This is a genomic window from Streptomyces sp. WMMB 714, assembly GCF_900090125.1.
Classification (GTDB): Bacteria; Actinomycetota; Actinomycetes; order Streptomycetales; family Streptomycetaceae; genus Streptomyces; species Streptomyces daqingensis.
Genome location: NZ_FMHJ01000002.1, coordinates 512,997 through 529,800 on the forward strand (window position 1 = coordinate 512,997; position 16,804 = coordinate 529,800).

The 16,804-nt window shown below is 73.4% G+C and carries 13 protein-coding genes; 6 read left to right on the forward strand and 7 right to left on the reverse strand.

The genetic code is table 11. The features are described from left to right. Positions 1-32 precede the first annotated feature (32 nt). Positions 33-1,406, reverse strand: coding sequence for a DUF6716 putative glycosyltransferase (locus H181DRAFT_RS05030; RefSeq protein ID WP_045863105.1), 1,374 nt, complete (start codon positions 1,404-1,406; stop codon positions 33-35). Between the two features lie 280 nt (positions 1,407-1,686). Between H181DRAFT_RS05030 and H181DRAFT_RS05035 the strand changes: the two genes are divergently transcribed. From H181DRAFT_RS05035 to H181DRAFT_RS05045, 3 genes are all read left to right on the forward strand, one after another. Beyond that, complete coding sequence (locus H181DRAFT_RS05035; RefSeq protein ID WP_045862938.1) at positions 1,687-2,673, forward strand: glycosyltransferase family 2 protein; 987 nt, start codon at positions 1,687-1,689, stop codon at positions 2,671-2,673. Positions 2,674-2,825: 152 nt separating this feature from the next. After that, positions 2,826-4,196, forward strand: coding sequence for a polysialyltransferase family glycosyltransferase (locus tag H181DRAFT_RS05040; RefSeq protein WP_045863106.1), 1,371 nt, complete (start codon positions 2,826-2,828; stop codon positions 4,194-4,196). Between the two features lie 110 nt (positions 4,197-4,306). Continuing rightward, a complete protein-coding gene (locus H181DRAFT_RS05045) occupies positions 4,307-4,624 on the forward strand; it encodes a hypothetical protein (protein ID WP_045862939.1) in 318 nt (105 codons plus the stop codon). Between the two features lie 33 nt (positions 4,625-4,657). On the opposite strand, the gene H181DRAFT_RS05050 is transcribed toward H181DRAFT_RS05045, so the two are convergent. Then, positions 4,658-6,061 (reverse strand): GntP family permease, encoded by a 1,404-nt coding sequence (locus H181DRAFT_RS05050; protein WP_045862940.1) that lies wholly within the window; start codon positions 6,059-6,061, stop codon positions 4,658-4,660. A 126-nt stretch (positions 6,062-6,187) separates the two neighbouring features. Further along, positions 6,188-6,685 carry a gluconokinase gene (locus tag H181DRAFT_RS05055; protein ID WP_045863107.1) on the reverse strand — a complete coding sequence of 166 codons (498 nt, stop codon included), beginning with the start codon at positions 6,683-6,685 and terminating at the stop codon, positions 6,188-6,190. Positions 6,686-6,932: 247 nt separating this feature from the next. Here H181DRAFT_RS05055 and H181DRAFT_RS05060 point away from each other — a divergent pair, with 247 nt between their 5' ends. Further along, positions 6,933-7,655 carry a FadR/GntR family transcriptional regulator gene (locus tag H181DRAFT_RS05060; RefSeq protein WP_045862941.1) on the forward strand — a complete coding sequence of 241 codons (723 nt, stop codon included), beginning with the start codon at positions 6,933-6,935 and terminating at the stop codon, positions 7,653-7,655. Positions 7,656-7,683: 28 nt separating this feature from the next. Here the strand turns inward: H181DRAFT_RS05060 and H181DRAFT_RS05065 are convergent, their stop codons facing one another. Both H181DRAFT_RS05065 and H181DRAFT_RS05070 read right to left on the reverse strand, forming a co-directional pair. After that, on the reverse strand, positions 7,684-9,711 hold the full coding sequence (locus tag H181DRAFT_RS05065) for an elongation factor G (RefSeq protein WP_045862942.1): 2,028 nt from the start codon (positions 9,709-9,711) through the stop codon (positions 7,684-7,686). Between the two features lie 200 nt (positions 9,712-9,911). Then, entirely contained in the window at positions 9,912-11,357 is a 1,446-nt protein-coding gene (locus tag H181DRAFT_RS05070; RefSeq protein WP_045862943.1) for an amidase, read from the reverse strand. Between the two features lie 273 nt (positions 11,358-11,630). On the opposite strand from H181DRAFT_RS05070, the gene H181DRAFT_RS05075 reads away from it, so the two are divergent. Together H181DRAFT_RS05075 and H181DRAFT_RS05080 are read left to right on the forward strand one after the other, a co-directional pair. Next, positions 11,631-12,953: an MFS transporter gene (locus H181DRAFT_RS05075; protein ID WP_045862944.1), complete on the forward strand. Its 1,323-nt coding sequence runs from the start codon at positions 11,631-11,633 to the stop codon at positions 12,951-12,953. Positions 12,954-13,102: 149 nt separating this feature from the next. Continuing rightward, a complete protein-coding gene (locus H181DRAFT_RS05080; protein WP_045862945.1) occupies positions 13,103-13,993 on the forward strand; it encodes a L,D-transpeptidase family protein in 891 nt (296 codons plus the stop codon). A 614-nt stretch (positions 13,994-14,607) separates the two neighbouring features. On the opposite strand, the gene H181DRAFT_RS05085 is transcribed toward H181DRAFT_RS05080, so the two are convergent. Together H181DRAFT_RS05085 and H181DRAFT_RS05090 are read right to left on the reverse strand one after the other, a co-directional pair. Continuing rightward, on the reverse strand, positions 14,608-15,759 hold the full coding sequence (locus H181DRAFT_RS05085; protein WP_139131667.1) for a hypothetical protein: 1,152 nt from the start codon (positions 15,757-15,759) through the stop codon (positions 14,608-14,610). A gap of 212 nt (positions 15,760-15,971) precedes the next feature. Beyond that, positions 15,972-16,622, reverse strand: coding sequence for an RNA polymerase sigma factor (locus H181DRAFT_RS05090; protein WP_045862947.1), 651 nt, complete (start codon positions 16,620-16,622; stop codon positions 15,972-15,974). Between the last annotated feature and the right edge of the window lie 182 nt (positions 16,623-16,804).

A 16,804-nucleotide genomic window follows, 5' to 3' on the forward strand; every position in this document is an offset into this window, starting at 1 on the left:
TGCCGCGCCGCCGGCGCGCTGCGGGCGCGTGCTCACAGCTCCCCCATGCGGCGGATGACGGGGGCCACGCGCTGGACCCCGTGGCGGTAGGCACCGCGCGCCGCCTCCCGGACGGCGCCGCGTACCGCCGCGCGCAAGCCGCTCGTGCCCTCGCCGCCCGCGGCCTCCGCCCCGGGCAGAGGGGCGCCGCCGGAGTCGAAGCCGTAGCGGGCGAGGATCCCGGGCAGGTAGCCGGGGGCTGTCGCCCGCGTGTAGTACGGGGCGATCCCGGGGAGACGGTCGCGCGCGGCGAGTTCGGCGACGCGTTCGCGTGCGGCGTCGAAGGCGTGCTCGTACGGCCCGCCCGGCAGTACGCCCTGGCGCGCGGTCCACTCCGGGGACGCCTCCGGCAGGAACCCGGCGTCGAGCTGGTCCCACGAGGCGAGGCAGCCCGACCCGAGGAAGTGGTGGTTTCCCAGCGCCTCCCGCACGCCCAGATCGGTCAGGACCGCGGTCGGCACGCCCCGGTGCAGCGCTTCGAGGGCGGCCGTGGAGCTGACCGTCACCAGCAGGTCCGTGCGGTCGAGCACCTCCCCCATGTGCCCGTACACGAGGCGGCAGTTGGCGGGGAGGCCGCCGGGAAGTCGTCCGGCGAGCCTCTGGTAGGGCTGCTCCTCGATGTGCGTGGTGTGCTCACCCGGCCGGCTGCGCAGCTTGACGAGGACTTCGCGCCGGGGGTGCGCGCGGGCGTGCTCGGCGGCCCGCCTCAGCAGGTACGCACGGTCCGTACGGCTCGCCGGCACGGAAGGCTGCGCGGCGAAGACGACGGTGAACGGCCGTTCCGCGCCCGGCTCGCGGCCCGCGTGGCGCCCCGGTCCCTCGTACGGCGCGCCGCCCAGGAACGGCAGGGCGACCTCCGTGACGGACGAGCCGTCGGCGCCGGCCCCCGCGTAGACGGAGCGGAAACGCCCGGCGTCGTAGCGGGAGTTGGCGAGGACGACGTCCGCGCCGTGCCGCAGCAGCAGACCGTCGGCGAGCTTCTCGTAGACGACGCCCACGTAGCCGGTGACGGTCACCGGGCGGCGTACGGGACGCCCCGCCTGCTCGCCGTCCGCGCTCCCCGCGGCGCCTTCCGGCCGCGCCGCACGGGCCATCCCGTGCAGCATCGCCTGCACGGCGCCGCCGACGCAGGCCAGGACGACCACGTCGTACGCGTCCCGGCCTGCCGCCTCCCGCACGAAGCGCACCCCGGTGGTCTCGCGCAACGAGTCGACGCCGACGCCGACCTCGTCGAGCTGGCGCGGCGTCGGCGTGGCCCGTCCGCGCAGCAGCAGGCCGTCGATACGGGCGCCGGGCGTGAGGCGGCGGGCCGTGAGCGCACCCCATTTCCAGCGGGTGTCGGAATCGGCGAGAACCGCTGTCCGCAGTACGGGCGCGGAACCGGAACCGCTGGCGGAAACAGAGGAATCCGCGGAATCCGGGTATTCGGGCGGAGGGGCGGAAGGATTGGTTGGTGGCACGCCTCGAACGCTAGAAAGCAATTCCTGAGTACGGCCCAACGCGAATACAACAGCCGGTTAACAACGCGCCGCCGAACGGCCAACCCGGCGGCCCGCCGGGCCCGTTCACCACCTCGCCATACGCCGTTCACCAGCGCGTACACCGCAGGTCACAACGCGGGAGCCGGCCGCCTCTAAGGTCGGCCGGGTGGTCAAGCTCTCCGTGATCGTGCCGTTCTACAACGTGCAGTCATACGCCCCGGAAACCCTTCGCAGTCTATGCGCGAACGCGCGCGAGGACATCGAATTCATTCTCGTCGACGACTGTTCGACGGACAGTACGCCCGAGATTCTCGCGGGTGCCGAAAAGGACCTCCGCGGGGCCGTCCTCGTCCGGCACGAGCGCAACGGCGGACTCGCCACCGCCCGCAATACGGGGCTCGACGCGGCCCGTGGCGAGTATCTGACCTTCCTCGACGGCGACGACTGGGTAGCACCGGGCTACTACGCCGAGCTGGTCGCCGCCGCCGAGCGGCTGGGCTGCGACTTCCTGCGCACCGACCACGTCCAGTGCACCGCCCGCGCCCGCACCGTCTCCCGCGTGCCGCACGGCCGCCGCGGCACGGTCATGGACCCCCGCGAGGCGATCCTCCCCGCCGGCCGCACCACGTCGGTCGACTACGCGTACGCCTGGGCGGGCGTCTACCACCGCCGGCTGCTGGACCGGGGCCTGCTGCACTTCACGGACGGGCTGCGCACCGCGGAGGACCGGCCGTGGATCTGGCGCCTGCACAGGGAGGCGGAGTCGTTCGCGGCGGTCGGCCTGCTCGGCGTCTTCTACCGCCGCGGGGTCGCCTCCTCGCTGACGCAGATCGGGGACGTACGCCAGCTCGACTTCATCCGCGCCTTCGATCAGGTCGTCGAGGAGACGGCGCGCGATCCCGACGCGGAGCGGCTGCTGCCGAAGGCCGTCCGCACGTACTGCGCGATCATCTCCCACCATCTGACCAGCGGCAGGTTCGAGCCCCGCGTGGCCCGCAGGCTGCGCGCGCTCAGCGCCGGTGCCCTCCGGCGGCTTCCCCCGGACGTCCTCTCCGCCGCCCTGGACTCCATGGACGCCGAACGGGCCTCCAGGCTGCGCCGGCTGCGCCGCCGCCCCGCCGCCATGCGCGCAAGCACGGGTGAGGCCGCGTGAACGCGGAGCGGCATGCCCGGGAAGCGGGCGCCCCGGACCCCGAGGCAGCCCCCGAGGCAGCTCCTCTGGCAGCCCCCGAGGCAGGCAAGGAAGCAGCCCCGGAGGAAGCCGTCACGCCCTCCCCGACGACGACCGGACGAACGACGGACCCGATGCGTACGCAGATCTTCTTCGCCTCGACCCTGTACGGGGCCGCGACACTGGCCGCCGCGCTGGACGCCGGCCGCTTCTCCTCCCCCGGCCGCCCCGGCGGCGAGCCGCCCCGCAGGCTGCTGCTCGTCAGCAACAACGCGGCCAACCCGGAGACTTCACCGCCGCTCGACGCCATGCCGGGCTTCGAGCGGCTGCGCGGGCGGTTCGACCGCGTCCTGTCCTGGAACGAGACCGTCCGGCCGTTCCATCCCGGGGGGTGGTCGCCGCGCGCGGACGACGTCCCGATGTGGGAGCGGTACCTGCGCCTGCTGTGGGGCCTCGGTGACGGCGGGGTCGAGCTCGTCCTGGAGTCGATCCAGGTCGAACCCGCCCTGGCCGTCGCCCGGTTGTTCCCCGACGCGCCCATCGAGGTCTACGCCGACGGGCTGATGAGCTACGGCCCGACCCGCAACAAGCTCGACCCCCTCGTCGGCGCCCGCGTGAGGCGGCTCCACCATCTCGACCTGCTGCCGGGCCTGGAGCCGCTGCTGCTGACGGAGTTCGGCGTCGAGGGGCAGGTGGTGCCCGCCGGTGCCTTCACCTCCGTACTGTCCGAACTCGCCCTGGACGTACCGCCGTCGGTGGCGGCGCTGCCTTCCGGCTCCGCCCTGCTGCTGGGGCAGTACATGTCGGCCCTCGGCATCCTCACCCCCGATGAGGAGGAGGATCTGCACGTGGGCATGTTGCGGGGCGCCGTCCGGCTCGGGCACCGCAGCGTGGTCTTCAAACCGCACCCCGTGGCTCCCGCGCGCACGTCGCGCGCGCTGGAGAAGGAGGCGGGCGAACTGGGCGTCGAACTCCACGTGCTGACCACGCCCGTGCTCGCGGAGGTGCTGTACGAGCGGACGCGCCCGGCCCTGGTCGCCGGCTGCTTCTCCACGGCGCTGCTGACGGCGGCCTCCCTCTACGGGCTGCCCGTCGCGAGCACCGGGACGGACCTGCTGCTGGAGCGGATCGCGCCCTACCAGAACAGCAACCGCGTGCCCGTCACGCTCGTCGACGCGGCGCTCCCCCGGCTCGACGACCCCGCGGCCGTCGGTGCGTGGCGTGCCCCCGACGCGGCCCGGGTCGACAGTGAACTGGCCGGTCTCGTACGGGCGGTGGGCTTCTGCATGCAGCCGGAGATCCACCCCGGACTGCGCGCCGACGCGGAGCGCTACCTCGCGCGCCACTACGGCCCCCGTACGCGCCGCTACTTCAAGCGCCGCCGCCTCACCTCGCTCGCGCTGCCGGGCGGGGTGCCGCGCCGGCTCGCGTTCGTGCCGCGCAACCGCACGGTCCGCCGGGCCGCCCGGCGCGTACGGGCCCTGAAACGCGCGGCGTCCGGATGATCCGCGACGGCGCGGCGGCCCCGCGGGACTGGGCAGGCAGGCCGGGACTCACGGACCGATCGGTGCCCATGGGACCGGTCGGAGCCCGGGGCGCGTCGTAATGTCGCGATATGCGCCAGATGCCGTCAGCCGACATGGTCAGCCTGATCTCGTTCCTCGCCGTGTTGCTGATCTTCTTCAGCATCGACGTGCGCGCGAGGGATTCGGCGGCCTCGAAGCCCTGGCATGCGCAGCTCTTCGAATGGGCGTCCAGGATCGGCGGGATCGCCACGGCCCTGGCACTGGCGCTGGGGTGGGTGGACCTCTTCCTGCCGGACGAGAGCAGCCCGATCCATGTGGCGCTCGTGGCCGCCCCGGGGTCTGTGGCGGTGCTGTGCGCCATCGTGCTGGGGCTGGAGATGCTCTGGCAGCGGGCGGAGTCGCCGTAGCCGGGGCGAGCGGGCCCGGACGTCTTCCCGGCGTCAGACCACCGGCCAGAGCAGCAGCAGGAAGACCAGCGCGACCACGGAGATCAGCGTCTCCATCACCGACCAGGTCTTGACGGTCTGGCCGACGCTCATCCCGAAGTACTCCTTCACCAGCCAGAATCCCGCGTCGTTGACGTGGCTGAAGAAGAGGGAACCGGCACCGATCGCCAGCACCAGCAGCGCGGACTGCGCGGAGCTCATGTCCGCGGCGAGCGGCGCGACGAGGCCCGCGGCCGAGATCGTCGCCACGGTCGCCGAACCCGTGGCGAGGCGGATGCCGACCGCGATGAGCCAGCCCAGCAGCAGCGCGGGGATCGACCAGTTCTCGGACAGGTCCAGGATCATCCGGCCGATGCCGACGTCGACGAGCGTCTGCTTGAAACCGCCGCCGGCCGCGACGATCAGCAGGATGCCCGCGATCGGCAGCAGTGACTTCTCCACCGTCGACGTGATGCGCCCCGCCGTGAAGCCCGCGGCCCTGCCCAGCGTGAACATCGCGACGATCACTGCCGCGAGGAGAGCGATCATCGGCGATCCGGCCACGTCCATGAACCGCCGCACCGGGTCCGCGGCGTCCGCGATCACGACGTCGGCCAGCGCCTTGGCGAGCATCAGCACGACGGGCAGCAGCACGGTCGCCACCGTCACGGCGAAGCGGGGACGGCGTTCCAGGTCCTCCGACGGGCGCTGCGGAACGATGCCCTCCGGGGGTTCCACGTGCACGTGCCGGCCGGCGATGCGCCCGAAGAGCGGTCCCGAGATCACGAGGGTCGGGATGCCGACGAGTACGCCGAAGGCGAGGGTCACGCCGAGGTTGGCGTCGACGGAGTCGATCGCCGCGAGCGGACCGGGGTGCGGGGGCACCAGGCCGTGCATCACGGAGAGTCCCGCGAGGGCGGGGATGCCGATCCGCATCAGTGAGTAGTTGCCGCGCTTCGCGACCAGCAGCACCACGGGGATCATCAGGACGATGCCGACCTCGAAGAAGAGCGGCAGGCCGATGATGCCGGCGATCAGTGCCATCGCCCACGGCATGGCCCGTTCGCTGGTCCTGGCGAGGACCGTGTCGACGATCTCGTCGGCCCCTCCGGAGTCGGCCAGGAGCTTCCCGAGGACCGCGCCCAGCGCGATGAGGACGCCCACCCCGGCGACGGTGTCGCCGAGGCCGGTGGAGAAGCTCTCGATCGTCTTGTCCAGCGGGGCGGCTGCGGCCATGCCCAGCACGAGGGTGCCGAGGGTCAGCGCGAGGAACGCGTGGACCTTGAAGCGGGTGATGAGGACGACGATGACGGCGATGCCCGCCAGGGCGGCGAGCCCCAGCTGGGCGGTACCGGCCGAGCTGATCGGGTCGACCGGCTCCGGACCGGCCGCGAGTATCCCGGCGCTGAGGTTGGACACGGCTGCTGCTCCGCTTTCTGGTTCTGGTCCGCGCACCGGACGGACGGGGGCGGTCCGGTGCGCGGGGCACGTAGGGGACGGGGGGCGACCCGGGACCGGGCCGCCGACGCGGGCGAAGGAGACGCCCTAAGGGCCTGCGGGCACCGGGTTCCGCTCGCGGACGGCGGCGAGGGCGCGCTCGGTGACCGTGCCGGGGCCGAGCCGCACGGAGACGGCCGCTCCCCGCTCGTCGTCCTCCAGCGGTTCGAGCGTGGCGAATTGGGAGTCCAGCAGGCTCGGCGGCATGAAGTGGCCGGGCCGCTGCTCCATGCGCCGCGCGATGAGCGAGCGGTCCCCGGTGAGGTGGAGGAAGAACACGTCCGGGGCGGCGGCGCGCAGCCTGTCGCGGTACGCGCGCTTCAGCGCGGAGCAGCTGACCACTCCGCCCTGGCCCCTTCTCGCCGCGGCCCAGCTTCCGATGGCGTCCAGCCAGGGCGCGCGGTCGGCGTCGTCGAGCGGGGTCCCGGCCGTCATCTTGGCGACGTTCGCGGCGGGGTGGAAGGCGTCGGCCTCCGCGTAGGGCACGTTCAGCGCCTCGGCGAGGAGCGCGCCGACGGTGGTCTTGCCGGTGCCGGCGACCCCCATGACCACCACGACCGCGGAGGACGCCGGCCCGTGAGCCGAAGCGCCGCGCGCCGTCGCCTTCGCCGCTGCACTGCCCTCGGCACCCATCGCACACCTCGCTGTCCGTCCTCGTCGACCGGGCGCGGGACACTCAACCTCATTACGTCATACGTATTCAAGAGCGAGCCACTAAATCGTCATACTTAATTGGGGTGACGGTCACCACGTACGCTGAGTCCCCGGGGCGGCGACGACGTACGGGAGACCCATGACGAGCCAGGCGGAGAGCCGGGGAAGCCGGGATCAGGGCCTGCACGCGCACCTGCTCGCCGCGCTGGGACCCGCGATCACCGCCGGTGAGTTCCCGCCGGGCACCGTGCTCCGCACCGACGAACTCGCCGACCGGTACGAGGTCTCCCGCACCGTCGTACGGGAGGCGGTCCGCGTCCTGGAGTCGATGCACCTCGTCGAGTCGCGGCGCCGCGTCGGGGTGACCGTGCTCCCCACCGAGGCGTGGAACGTCTACGACCCGCAGGTGATCACCTGGCGCCTCGCAGGATCCGACCGGCCGCGGCAGCTGCGCTCGCTGACGATGCTCCGCTCGGCCGTCGAGCCCGTCGCGGCCCGCCTCGCCGCCGAGCTGGCCACCCCCGAGGAGTGCGCCGAACTCACCGAGCACGCGCTGGGCTTGGTGCGTACCTCGCGCGGCGAGCAGCTCCCCGGCTACCTCGTGCACGACATCGCGTTCCACCGCGTGATACTGCGCGCCTCCCGCAACGAGATGTTCGCGAGGCTCGGCGACGTCGTCGCCGCCGTCCTCACCGGCCGCACCGAGCACGAGGTGATGTTCCGTGACCCCCGCCAGGCGGCGGTCACGATGCACGTGCAGGTCGCCGAGGCGGTGCGCGAGGGCGACGCGGCGACCGCGGAGCGCGTGATGCGCACGATCACGGAGGACGCCATGGCGGAACTGGACGTCCTCGCGCCCTGACCGCGGCGGCCGCCCCACCGGCCGCGCGTCAGGCCCCCGCCACCCGCCTCACCACCCGCAGCAGGTACTCCTTCCGGTTCACCGGATCGTGGTCGGTGCGCGGCCGCGAGGGAACCACCCCGCCGGCGACCGGCCGGTAGTGCGAGAAGGCGCACTCGAGGACGCCCTCGCCGCTGGTCAGCGCGGGCAACTGCTGCTCCAGGGCGTGGATGTTCGCGGCCGGGATCTCCCCTTCCAGCAGGTACGCCGGCCCCTCCGCGGCCGGGACCCCCGGTACGGCGCGCATCCGCGACAGCACCGGCAGCACGGTCCCGAACGTCTCCGCCGGGATCTCCAGCCGGAAGCGGTGCACCGGCTCGTGGACGATCGTGCCGGCCCGCTTCAGCGCCTCCATCAGCACCAGCGGCGTCAACTGCCGGAAGTCCGCGCCGGTGCTGGACATGCTCTTGTCGAAGACGGCGTGGGCGTGGCTCTGCCGCGGCGCGTAACCGGAGTGCGTCATGGTCACGGTGCAGTCGGTGACCTGCCAGCCGTGGAGCCCCTCGCGCAGCGTCTCCCGCACGGTCTCCTCCACGGCCCTCATGAACGCGTAGGGCATGGAGCCGAGTTCGACCTCCAGCCCGTACGCGACGCCGGTGCCCTCCGGCGCCGGATCGACGCGCAGTCCCACGGTCGCCAGGAACGGGTTGGGCTCCTTGTGCATCGTCTCGACGGCCGCCCCGGTGCCCGCGGGCCGTTCGACGCAGATCGTCGTGGACTCGCGGAACGCGACGTCGACCCCGTACTCGTCCGCCAGGGTCGCCTGCACGACCTCCTTCTGCACCTCGCCGTAGAGCGACACGGAGATCTCGCCCCGGAGTTCGTCCTGGCGCAGGCCGATCAGCGGGTCCGCCTCGGCCAGTTCGGTCAGCGCGGAGTGCAGCCGCCCCCGGTCCTGCGGGCGGCAGGGGCTGACGACGGTCTCCAGCGTCGGCGGGGCGAAGTGCCCGGCTCCGCCGGCGCTTCCGCGCACCGGCCCGACGGCGTCGCCGATGCGCACTCCGTCCAGACCCCTGAGCCTGCCGATCTGCCCGGCGGTGACGGAGGCGCGGCGCACCGCGGCGCCCCGTTCGAAGACCTCGATCTCCGTGACCTTCCCCTCGGAGCCCTCTCCGCTCCCGCCGAAGGGGAGCCGGTCGCGGACCCGTACCGTCCCCGCGTCCATGCGCACGTACGCGAACTGCCTGCCGCCCGCGCCGCGTTCGACCTTGAAGACCGTGCCGGAGACCGGGCCCGCACCGTCCCCTGCCGTGGACGGCAGCAGCTCCCTGATACCGGTGGTCAGCTCCTGCACGCCGGCGCCGGTGATCGCGGAGCCGAAGAAGAGCGGATGGACCAGGCCCTGCCGGGACTGCGCCGCGAGCTGCTCCCGGAGCCGGTCCCGGGGAAGCCCGGCCGCGTCCTCCACGTACGCGGCCAGCAGCTCCTCGTCGTTCTCGGCGAGGAGCTCCGCCGGCTCCCGGCCGTACCCCGCCCCCGCCCCGTCCCAGAGCTGCTCGCCGTACGGGACGAAGCGGGCCTCCCGGGTGCCGAGCGCGCGGACCGCCCCCATGGGGACCGCGGCCGGGGTCAGCCGTTCACGGACGGCCCGCACGACGCGTCCGTCCTGCGCGCCGCGACGGTCGATCTTGTTGACGAAGACGAGGACGGGGATGCCGAGCCGTCGAAGCGTCCGCATCAGGATGCGTGTCTGCGGCTGCACGCCCTCGACGGCCGAGACGACCAGCACGGCACCGTCGAGCACGTCGAGGACGCGCTCGACCTCCGCGATGAAGTCGGGATGCCCAGGGGTGTCGATCAGGTTGACGGTGACGTCGCCGCCGAGCACGAACGAGACGACCGCGGACTTGATCGTGATGCCGCGCCGTCTCTCCAGCGCCAGGGTGTCCGTCCGGGTGCTGCCGTCGTCGACGCTGCCGATCTCGTCGATGACGCCCGCGGAGTGGAGCAGGCGCTCCGTCAGGCTCGTCTTACCGGCGTCGACATGGGCGAGGATTCCGAGGTTGAGCGTTTTCACCGAGCGTCATGTCCTCTGCGAGAGCGGGAGTTCCTTCCTTCTGGGTGGACATGGGCGCTCGCCGCATCTTCGCTCCTCGCTCTCCCGCTGCACGTACGTGCCGACTCCGCGAGCCCAGCAGAAGGCAGCCGCCGGCGGCAACCGGATTTCGTTGCCCCACGGCGGCCGACGGTGCCGGTGGCGTGCCGCCGGCCGAGCGTCTACAGGACCGCTGCGCCGCCTGCGTCCTCGGGCGGACGGTGCTCGAACCACCGCCGGTCCGCCTCCAGTTGGGCGGCGAGCCGGACGAGGAGGGGTTCGCTGCCCGCCGGACCGAGGAGCTGCGCGCCGACGGGAAGGCCCGTTCCGGTGAATCCTGCCGGGACGTTGACGCCCGGCCAGCCCAGCACGTTCCACGGCCACGCGTACGGGCAGTGCGCGATCATCGTGCGGTCCGTCTGCCAGCCCGAGAGGTGGGCGAGGTCGCCGATGCGAGGGGGCGGCGTCGCCGTCGTCGGGGCGAGGACGACGTCGAAGCGGCGGAAGATCTTCCCGACCCTGCGCTGCAGCGGAGCCTCCGCCGCACGGGCCGCGCGCAGCACGGCCCCGCCCAGCAGCCTGCCGGAGCGCGCGGCGCCCCGCGTCCGGGCGTCGAGCAGGGAGAAGTCGGGGGCCCGGAGGCTCCATTCGCGGATTCCGGCCGTGGCCCGCGGCACGAAGGCCAGCCCGACCGGCCCGTACGCCGGCTCGGCCTCCTCGACCTCGTGCCCGAGTTCCGCCAGCCGCTCCGCGATCCCGGTGACCGCCGCCCGTACCTCCGGGTCGAGCGACTTCCGGGTCGCCGTCCAGGGCGGGCGGACGGAGAGCGCGACACGCAGCCGCCCCGGGTCCCTGCCGGCCTCGGGCAGCACCTGGACCGGAGCCGGACGGTGGAGATCGCCCTCGGCGCTGCCCGACGCGACGTCCAGCAGCAGCGCCGCGTCCTCGACGGTGCGGGCCAGCGGGCCGAAGACGGTGATCCCCTTGAACGCCTCGGGCTCGGGCCACGTCGAGATCCGGCCGCGCTGCGGTTTGATGCCGACGAGATGGGTCCACGCGGCGGGGATGCGGATGGACCCGGCTCCGTCCGAGCCCAGCGCCGCCGCGACGAGCCCCGCGGCGACCGCGGCGGCCGAGCCCCCGGACGAGCCGCCCGGCGTGTGGTCCCGGCTCCACGGGTTGCGGGTGTCGCCGAAGGCGGGGCCCTCCGTGAACGGCCACTGGCCCAACTCGGGCGAGTTCGTCTTGCCGACGACGACGGCGCCGGCGGCACGCAGCCGCCGCACGCACTCGCTGTCCGCGTCCTTCGGCGGGAAGTCCCCGGGGCAGCCGAAGGCGGTGGGCTCCCCGGCGACGTCCACGTCGTCCTTCACGGCCACCGGCACGCCCAGCAGCGGCAGCCGCTCGCCGCGCGCGAGCTGCCTGTCGGCGCTGTCCGCCTCCGCCAGCGCCGCCTCCTCACGCACGCGCCGGAAGGCGTTGAGGGTCGGCTGGGTCGCGGCGATCCGGGCCAGAGCGCGCTCGGTCAGCTCCCGCGCGGTCACCTCACCGGCGGCCAGGGCGGCCGCCTGCCCGGCGAGGCCGCGCGACTCCCGCGGTTCCGCCTTCGGAAGAGCGTCCGTGCTCACAGCACTCCCTGTCCGGAGCCCTCCGCCGGGAAGACCCCTTACTCGCCGGTAATACGCTCTCTCATCCTGCGCCCTCCAGGCGCGCAGGGCAACGGCACGTGCGCGACAGGAAGCAGGCACGACCACACACGTCGTCTGCGCCATGGACGGCGACGACGCGGCCGCAGGCCCCCGCGCGTACGCCTTCTCCGCCGGGGGGCGCCCCGCCCGGGCCCGCGCACATGGCCGGTCCTCGTCTCACCGGCGGCGCACGTGCTGCCGAAGGATGGCGCCATGGAGAAGACGGGCGGGTCGGCCGTCGCCGGTGCCGCCCGGACGGGGCGCGGCCGGCTGGGGGTTCTGAGGCAGCGGGAGTTCAGACTTCTGTGGCTGGGCGAGACGGCCAGCGGCCTCGGCACCGGCGTGACGCTGGTCGCCCTGCCGCTGGTCGCGGTGGTCGTCCTCCGCGTCGACGCCACGGCCGTCGGGGTGCTGAGCGCCGCCCTCTGGCTGCCCTGGCTGCTGATCGCGCTGCCCGCGGGCGCCTGGGTCGACAGGCTGCGCAAGCGGCCCCTCATGATGCTCTGCAACGTCGTCAGAGCGGCCCTCTACGCGAGCATCCCGGTCGCCGCGTGGCTGGACGCCCTCACCTACGCCCACCTCCTCGTCGCGGCTCTGGGGTCCGGCGCAGCGACAGTGCTCTTCAAGACCGCCTACCAGGCGTTCCTGCCGGAAGTGCTCGACGGACCCGACCTGGTCGAGGGGAACGCGAAGCTGCAGGGCAGCGAGGCGGGGACGCAGGTCGTCGGCCGGGGAGTCGCCGGGCCGGTCGCGCAGGCGTTCGGCGCGGTGCTCGGCCTGCTCCTCGACGCGGTGACCTTCCTCGTCTCGACGGTGTGCCTCGCCATGATGCGCGTCCGCGAGCGGCCGGCTCCCGGCCCGGAGGACGGCCCGCGCACGACGCTCCGCCGGCAGATCGGCGCCGGACTGCGCTTCGTCTTCACCGACACCTGCCTGCGGACGCTGGTGACGTACGCGGCGCTGGTCAACCTGGCCGTCATGGGCACCCAGGCCGTACAGGTCGTCTTCCTGGTGAGGACGGTGGGCGCGGGCCCGACGACGGTCGGCCTCCTGGTCATGGCCGGCGCCTTCGGAGGGGTACTGGGCGCGCTGCTCGCCGGACCCGTCTGCCGGCGGCTGGGGACCGCCCGGGGCCTGCTGGTCACGCAGATGCTCACCGGGCCCTTCGCACTGCTCGTCCCCCTGACCCGGCCGGGGGCGGGGCTGCTGTTCTTCGGCGCGGGCTGGTTCGTCGTCTCCGCGGGAATCGTCGCGGGCAGCGTGGTGATCGGCAGCTTCCGCCAGCGTTACTGCCCGGCCCCGCTGCTCGGCCGCATCACCGCCACCTCGCTCTTCCTCAACCACGGCGTCATTCCCGTCGGTTCGCTCCTGGGCGGCCTCCTCGGCGACGTGCTCGGCCTGCGGCCCGCCATGTGGATCCTGACGGCGCTGCTCGCACCGTGCTGGCTGGTGCTCTTGGCGGGTCCGATCCGCGGGCGGCGTGAACTGCCCGAACGCAGCGGGGCGTTGCCGGCCGCGGGGAGAGCGGACGGCTGACCGGCCGCCCTCGCGCGGCGGCCCGTCGTCCCGGCAGCCACGCCGCACGAGGTTCGTTCCCGTGCCGCGCTGGGAATGCAACGGGCGGTCGGTGTCGAGTGTTTCGGGCCGTTGAGGTCCGGAATGTCCGTGAGAGTCCGGGGGTTCGGATGGCGGGGGTACAGCTCAGGAAGCGCGGCGGTCTGGCGGTCACGGCGGCCGTCCTCGCGGGGACGGGCCTCGTCGTCGGCACGACGGCGGGCTGCAAGGCGCAGGCGACGGACGGCGCGCCCATCCGCGTCACGAAGACCTCGGTGCCGCCGGAACCGCCGGCGAAGACGGAGCAGCCCGCACCGGACGCCAAGCCCCCGGAGAAGGACGCGTCCCGTGCCCGCAAGGCGCAGCCGCCGAAGCGCGCGGCAGTCGCCGACCCCGTACTGATGAGCACCGGGTCGCAGGGCACCAGGGTGCGTGAACTTCAGGCGCGCCTGCGGAAGTTGGGGCTCTTCGACCGCAACCCGACGGGCTACTACGGGCCGGTGACCACCGCGTCGGTGAAAGGCTTCCAGCGGCAGCAGGGCATGAGCGCCACGGGCAACGCCACGTCCCGCACCTGGAACACGCTGAGGGCCCGCACCTCGCCGCCCGTACGCGACGAGATGTACCCGCCCACCACCCGCCCGCTCGACGACCCGGACCCGCGCTGCCTCACCGGGCGCGCCCTGTGCGTCAGCAAGAAGAGCCGCACCCTGGCCTGGTACGTGGACGGCAAGCTGCGTTCGGCGATGGACGTGCGCTTCGGCTCGGCGTACACCCCGACGCGGGAGGGGAAGTTCCGCGTCGCCTTCAAGAGCAGGGACCACGTCTCGACGATCTACGACACCCCCATGCCGTACGCGCTCTTCTTCAGCGGCGGCCAGGCGATCCACTACTCCTCGGACTTCGCGGCACGCGGCTACCAGGGCGCCTCGCACGGCTGTGTCAACGTGCGGGACAAGAAGAAGATCGCGGCACTCTTCGCTGAGGTGAAGAAGGGCGACAAGGTCGTCGTCTACAAGTGACGGACCGGGCCGGAAGAGGGGCGGGGCGCCGGAGAGACGGCCTCCACGCGGGAGTTGCTCGGCATGATCCCCGATGGGGCGCGGGCGGGACCGGGGGAACGTGTCCCGCCCGCGCCATTGCGCGAGCCCGAAGGTACGGGGGGAACCTCGGACTTGTCGCGCAGCCGATGACCAGTCGGCTCACTTCTCACTGCGTCGTGCAGCTTGAAAATGTCACACCAGTATTCAACTAAATCGTGTGACGTACGTCACAACTGGCCGTGACCTCGGAGTCACCCCTGACCGGCGGTAACACGCAGCCCGGAAAGGGGCCTCGGGGCCGGTCCGTACGGGCCGGCTCAGCGGGCCGGAAACGGACGGCGCCCCGCGGTGCGCGGAGGGTCGGGGCAACCGTCGGAATTCGCCATGGAGAAGCCCTCCCGCTCCCCGGAGCGGGCGCTTTCGGGAGCGAACCGGCCGGCCGCGCGGAGACTCGCGCGTGACGCCGGGCGCCGGGCGCCGGGCGGGAGCGCGTCACGGGGTACGTGCCGCGGGGTATGTGCCACGGAGTACGTGCCGCGGGGTATGTGCCGCGGGGTATGTGCCGCGGGGTATGTGCCAGGCCTCGCGGCGGCTCAGATCTGCGAGGGGGCGCCGAGCCGCTCGTCGGTGCCGCCCGGAGCCGAGTCGCCCGAGTCGCCGTCCCCGTCGCCGCCTCCGGAGCCGTCGGCGCCGCCGTTGCTGGGCGCACCCACACCGCCCGAGTCGCCGCCACCGGAGTCGCCCCCGTCGGAACCTCCGGTGTCACCGCCGGAGTCGCCGCCCGAGTCACCGCCGCCCGGGCCACCGCCGCCGGGGCCGCCGCCCCCGCCGACGTCACCGTTTCCGCCTGAATCCCCGGGAGTGCCGATGCCGCCCGAGTTCCCGGGACCACCGGACTGCCAGCCGCCGCCGTCGTGCTTGTCGCAGAACTTCTGCACGCCCGCCGGGCCGCCGGCGACCGCCTCCAGCCTCAGCCGGTCGCGCAGCGAGAGGTCGTGGTTGTCGTAGGCCGCGCAGAGAGCCCGCGCGATCGCCTTCTTCTCCGCCTCCGACAGCCCCTTGCCGTCGTCGGGCCAGTCCTTGCCGTCCGGGCCGTGGGGGCCCTTGCCGTCCTTGCCTTTGCCCTTACCCGCGAGGTCCTCGCCGCTCGGCGAGTCCGACGGCCCCGACTTGCCACCCTCGCGGGTGCCGCGTCTTGGCCCGTTGTCCTCGTCGGGGCTGCCGTCGCCGCCGCCCAGGGCGGCTTCGCGGTCACCCCCGCTCGGACTCGCCAGCGGTGACACGCTGGCTGCGGGCGTACCGCCGCCGCCGAACGGCGTCGGCAGGACGCCGGTGGTGGCGGCGACCGCGACCCCGCCGAGAGCGCAGCCGGCCATGGCCATGGCGAACCCCGCGCGCAGGGGGCGTCCGCCGAGGGACACGAGGCGGCCGACGCCCGGCCTGCGGCCGCGGCGCTCACGCGCGGCGACCCGCCGGCCCACGACTGTTCCGGATTCCGTCGGCCCGGCCCCGATCTCGACGGTCCCGCTGCGCACCGTCTCGCCGTGTGCCGCGCGGAAGGCCGCGAGCGCAGCCGCCTCGCCGGGAAGCTCGGCGGGAGCGCCGTGCACGCCGTGCGCCGCACCCGTCCGGTGCCGCGCGGCGGAGGTGTGGGGCATCGCTGTCTGCTCGGCCGCAAGTTCGCCGAGCAACGACGCGAGCCGATCGGCGGGGTGGCGTTCCGGCTGACCCGCCGGCTCCGTCACGCCCGCCTCGCTGAGGGTACGGCCGTCGACGGCCCAGGAAGGTGCCGTTTTGCCGGGCCGTGCAGAAGTGCTGGTGGGGGACGCTTCAACGTTGTCGTGAGCCTCGCCGCGGCGCCCGCCGTCCTGCGCGCTACGCGCATTGACCGACGCGCCGCGAAGCAGTCTCTCCGCAACTTCGTCGTCCAGCCACCTGTACCGGTCGTCGTCCGCCATCACGTTTCCCTCAGCGTTCGCGTGGCCTTATGCGTCACACCGCGGCCCGTGTCCCACTGGGACGCTCCCCGGCCCTCCGCCGGTTCTGCGGAATCCCCGCCGGTTTCGTCGAGAAGTTCGGCGAGCTTGCGAAGCCCCCGGTGAGCGGCCGTGCGGACGGCCCCCGAACGCTTGCCGAGGACCTGCGCGGCGCTCTTCGCGTCGAGGCCCACGACGACCCGCAGCACCACCGCCTCCGCCTGGTCCTGGGGGAGCCGGGAGATCAGCGCCATCGTCCGCCCGGTGCCGAGCGCCTCGATGGCTTCGTCGGCGGTGTCGACACCGGCCGGGAGGACGGCCAGGTCGCTCTCGTCCCCGCCGACGGCGGGCCGGCGGCCCCGCGAACGCAGGTGGTCCAGGGCGCGGTTGCGCGCGATACGGGCGGCCCATCCCCGGAAGCGGTCGGCGTCGCCGCTGAAGCGGCTGATGTCACGTGCGATCTGCAGCCAGGCCTCCGAGGCGACGTCCTCGGCGTCCGGCTCGCTGACGAGGGTGCGGACATAGCCGAGCAGCCGCGGGTGCACAGCCCGGTACACAGTGCGGAAGGCGACTTCGTCCCCGCCCTGTGCCGCGCGTACCGCGGCGGTCAACTCCGCGTCGTCCCCCTGCACGCCCGTGTCTCGCCCCACTCCGCGATGTCCCAACGGATCTGGTCACGCCCCTGGTCGGGCGCCTCTCTGCCGTGTCGCTCTTGCCTGCGTTCTCTGTACGCACCGACCAGCATCGATGCGAGAGCACGCTAAGGCCAAGTGTGCGTCATCGTCCACGTAAGTTGACCACGTAACAGAATGAG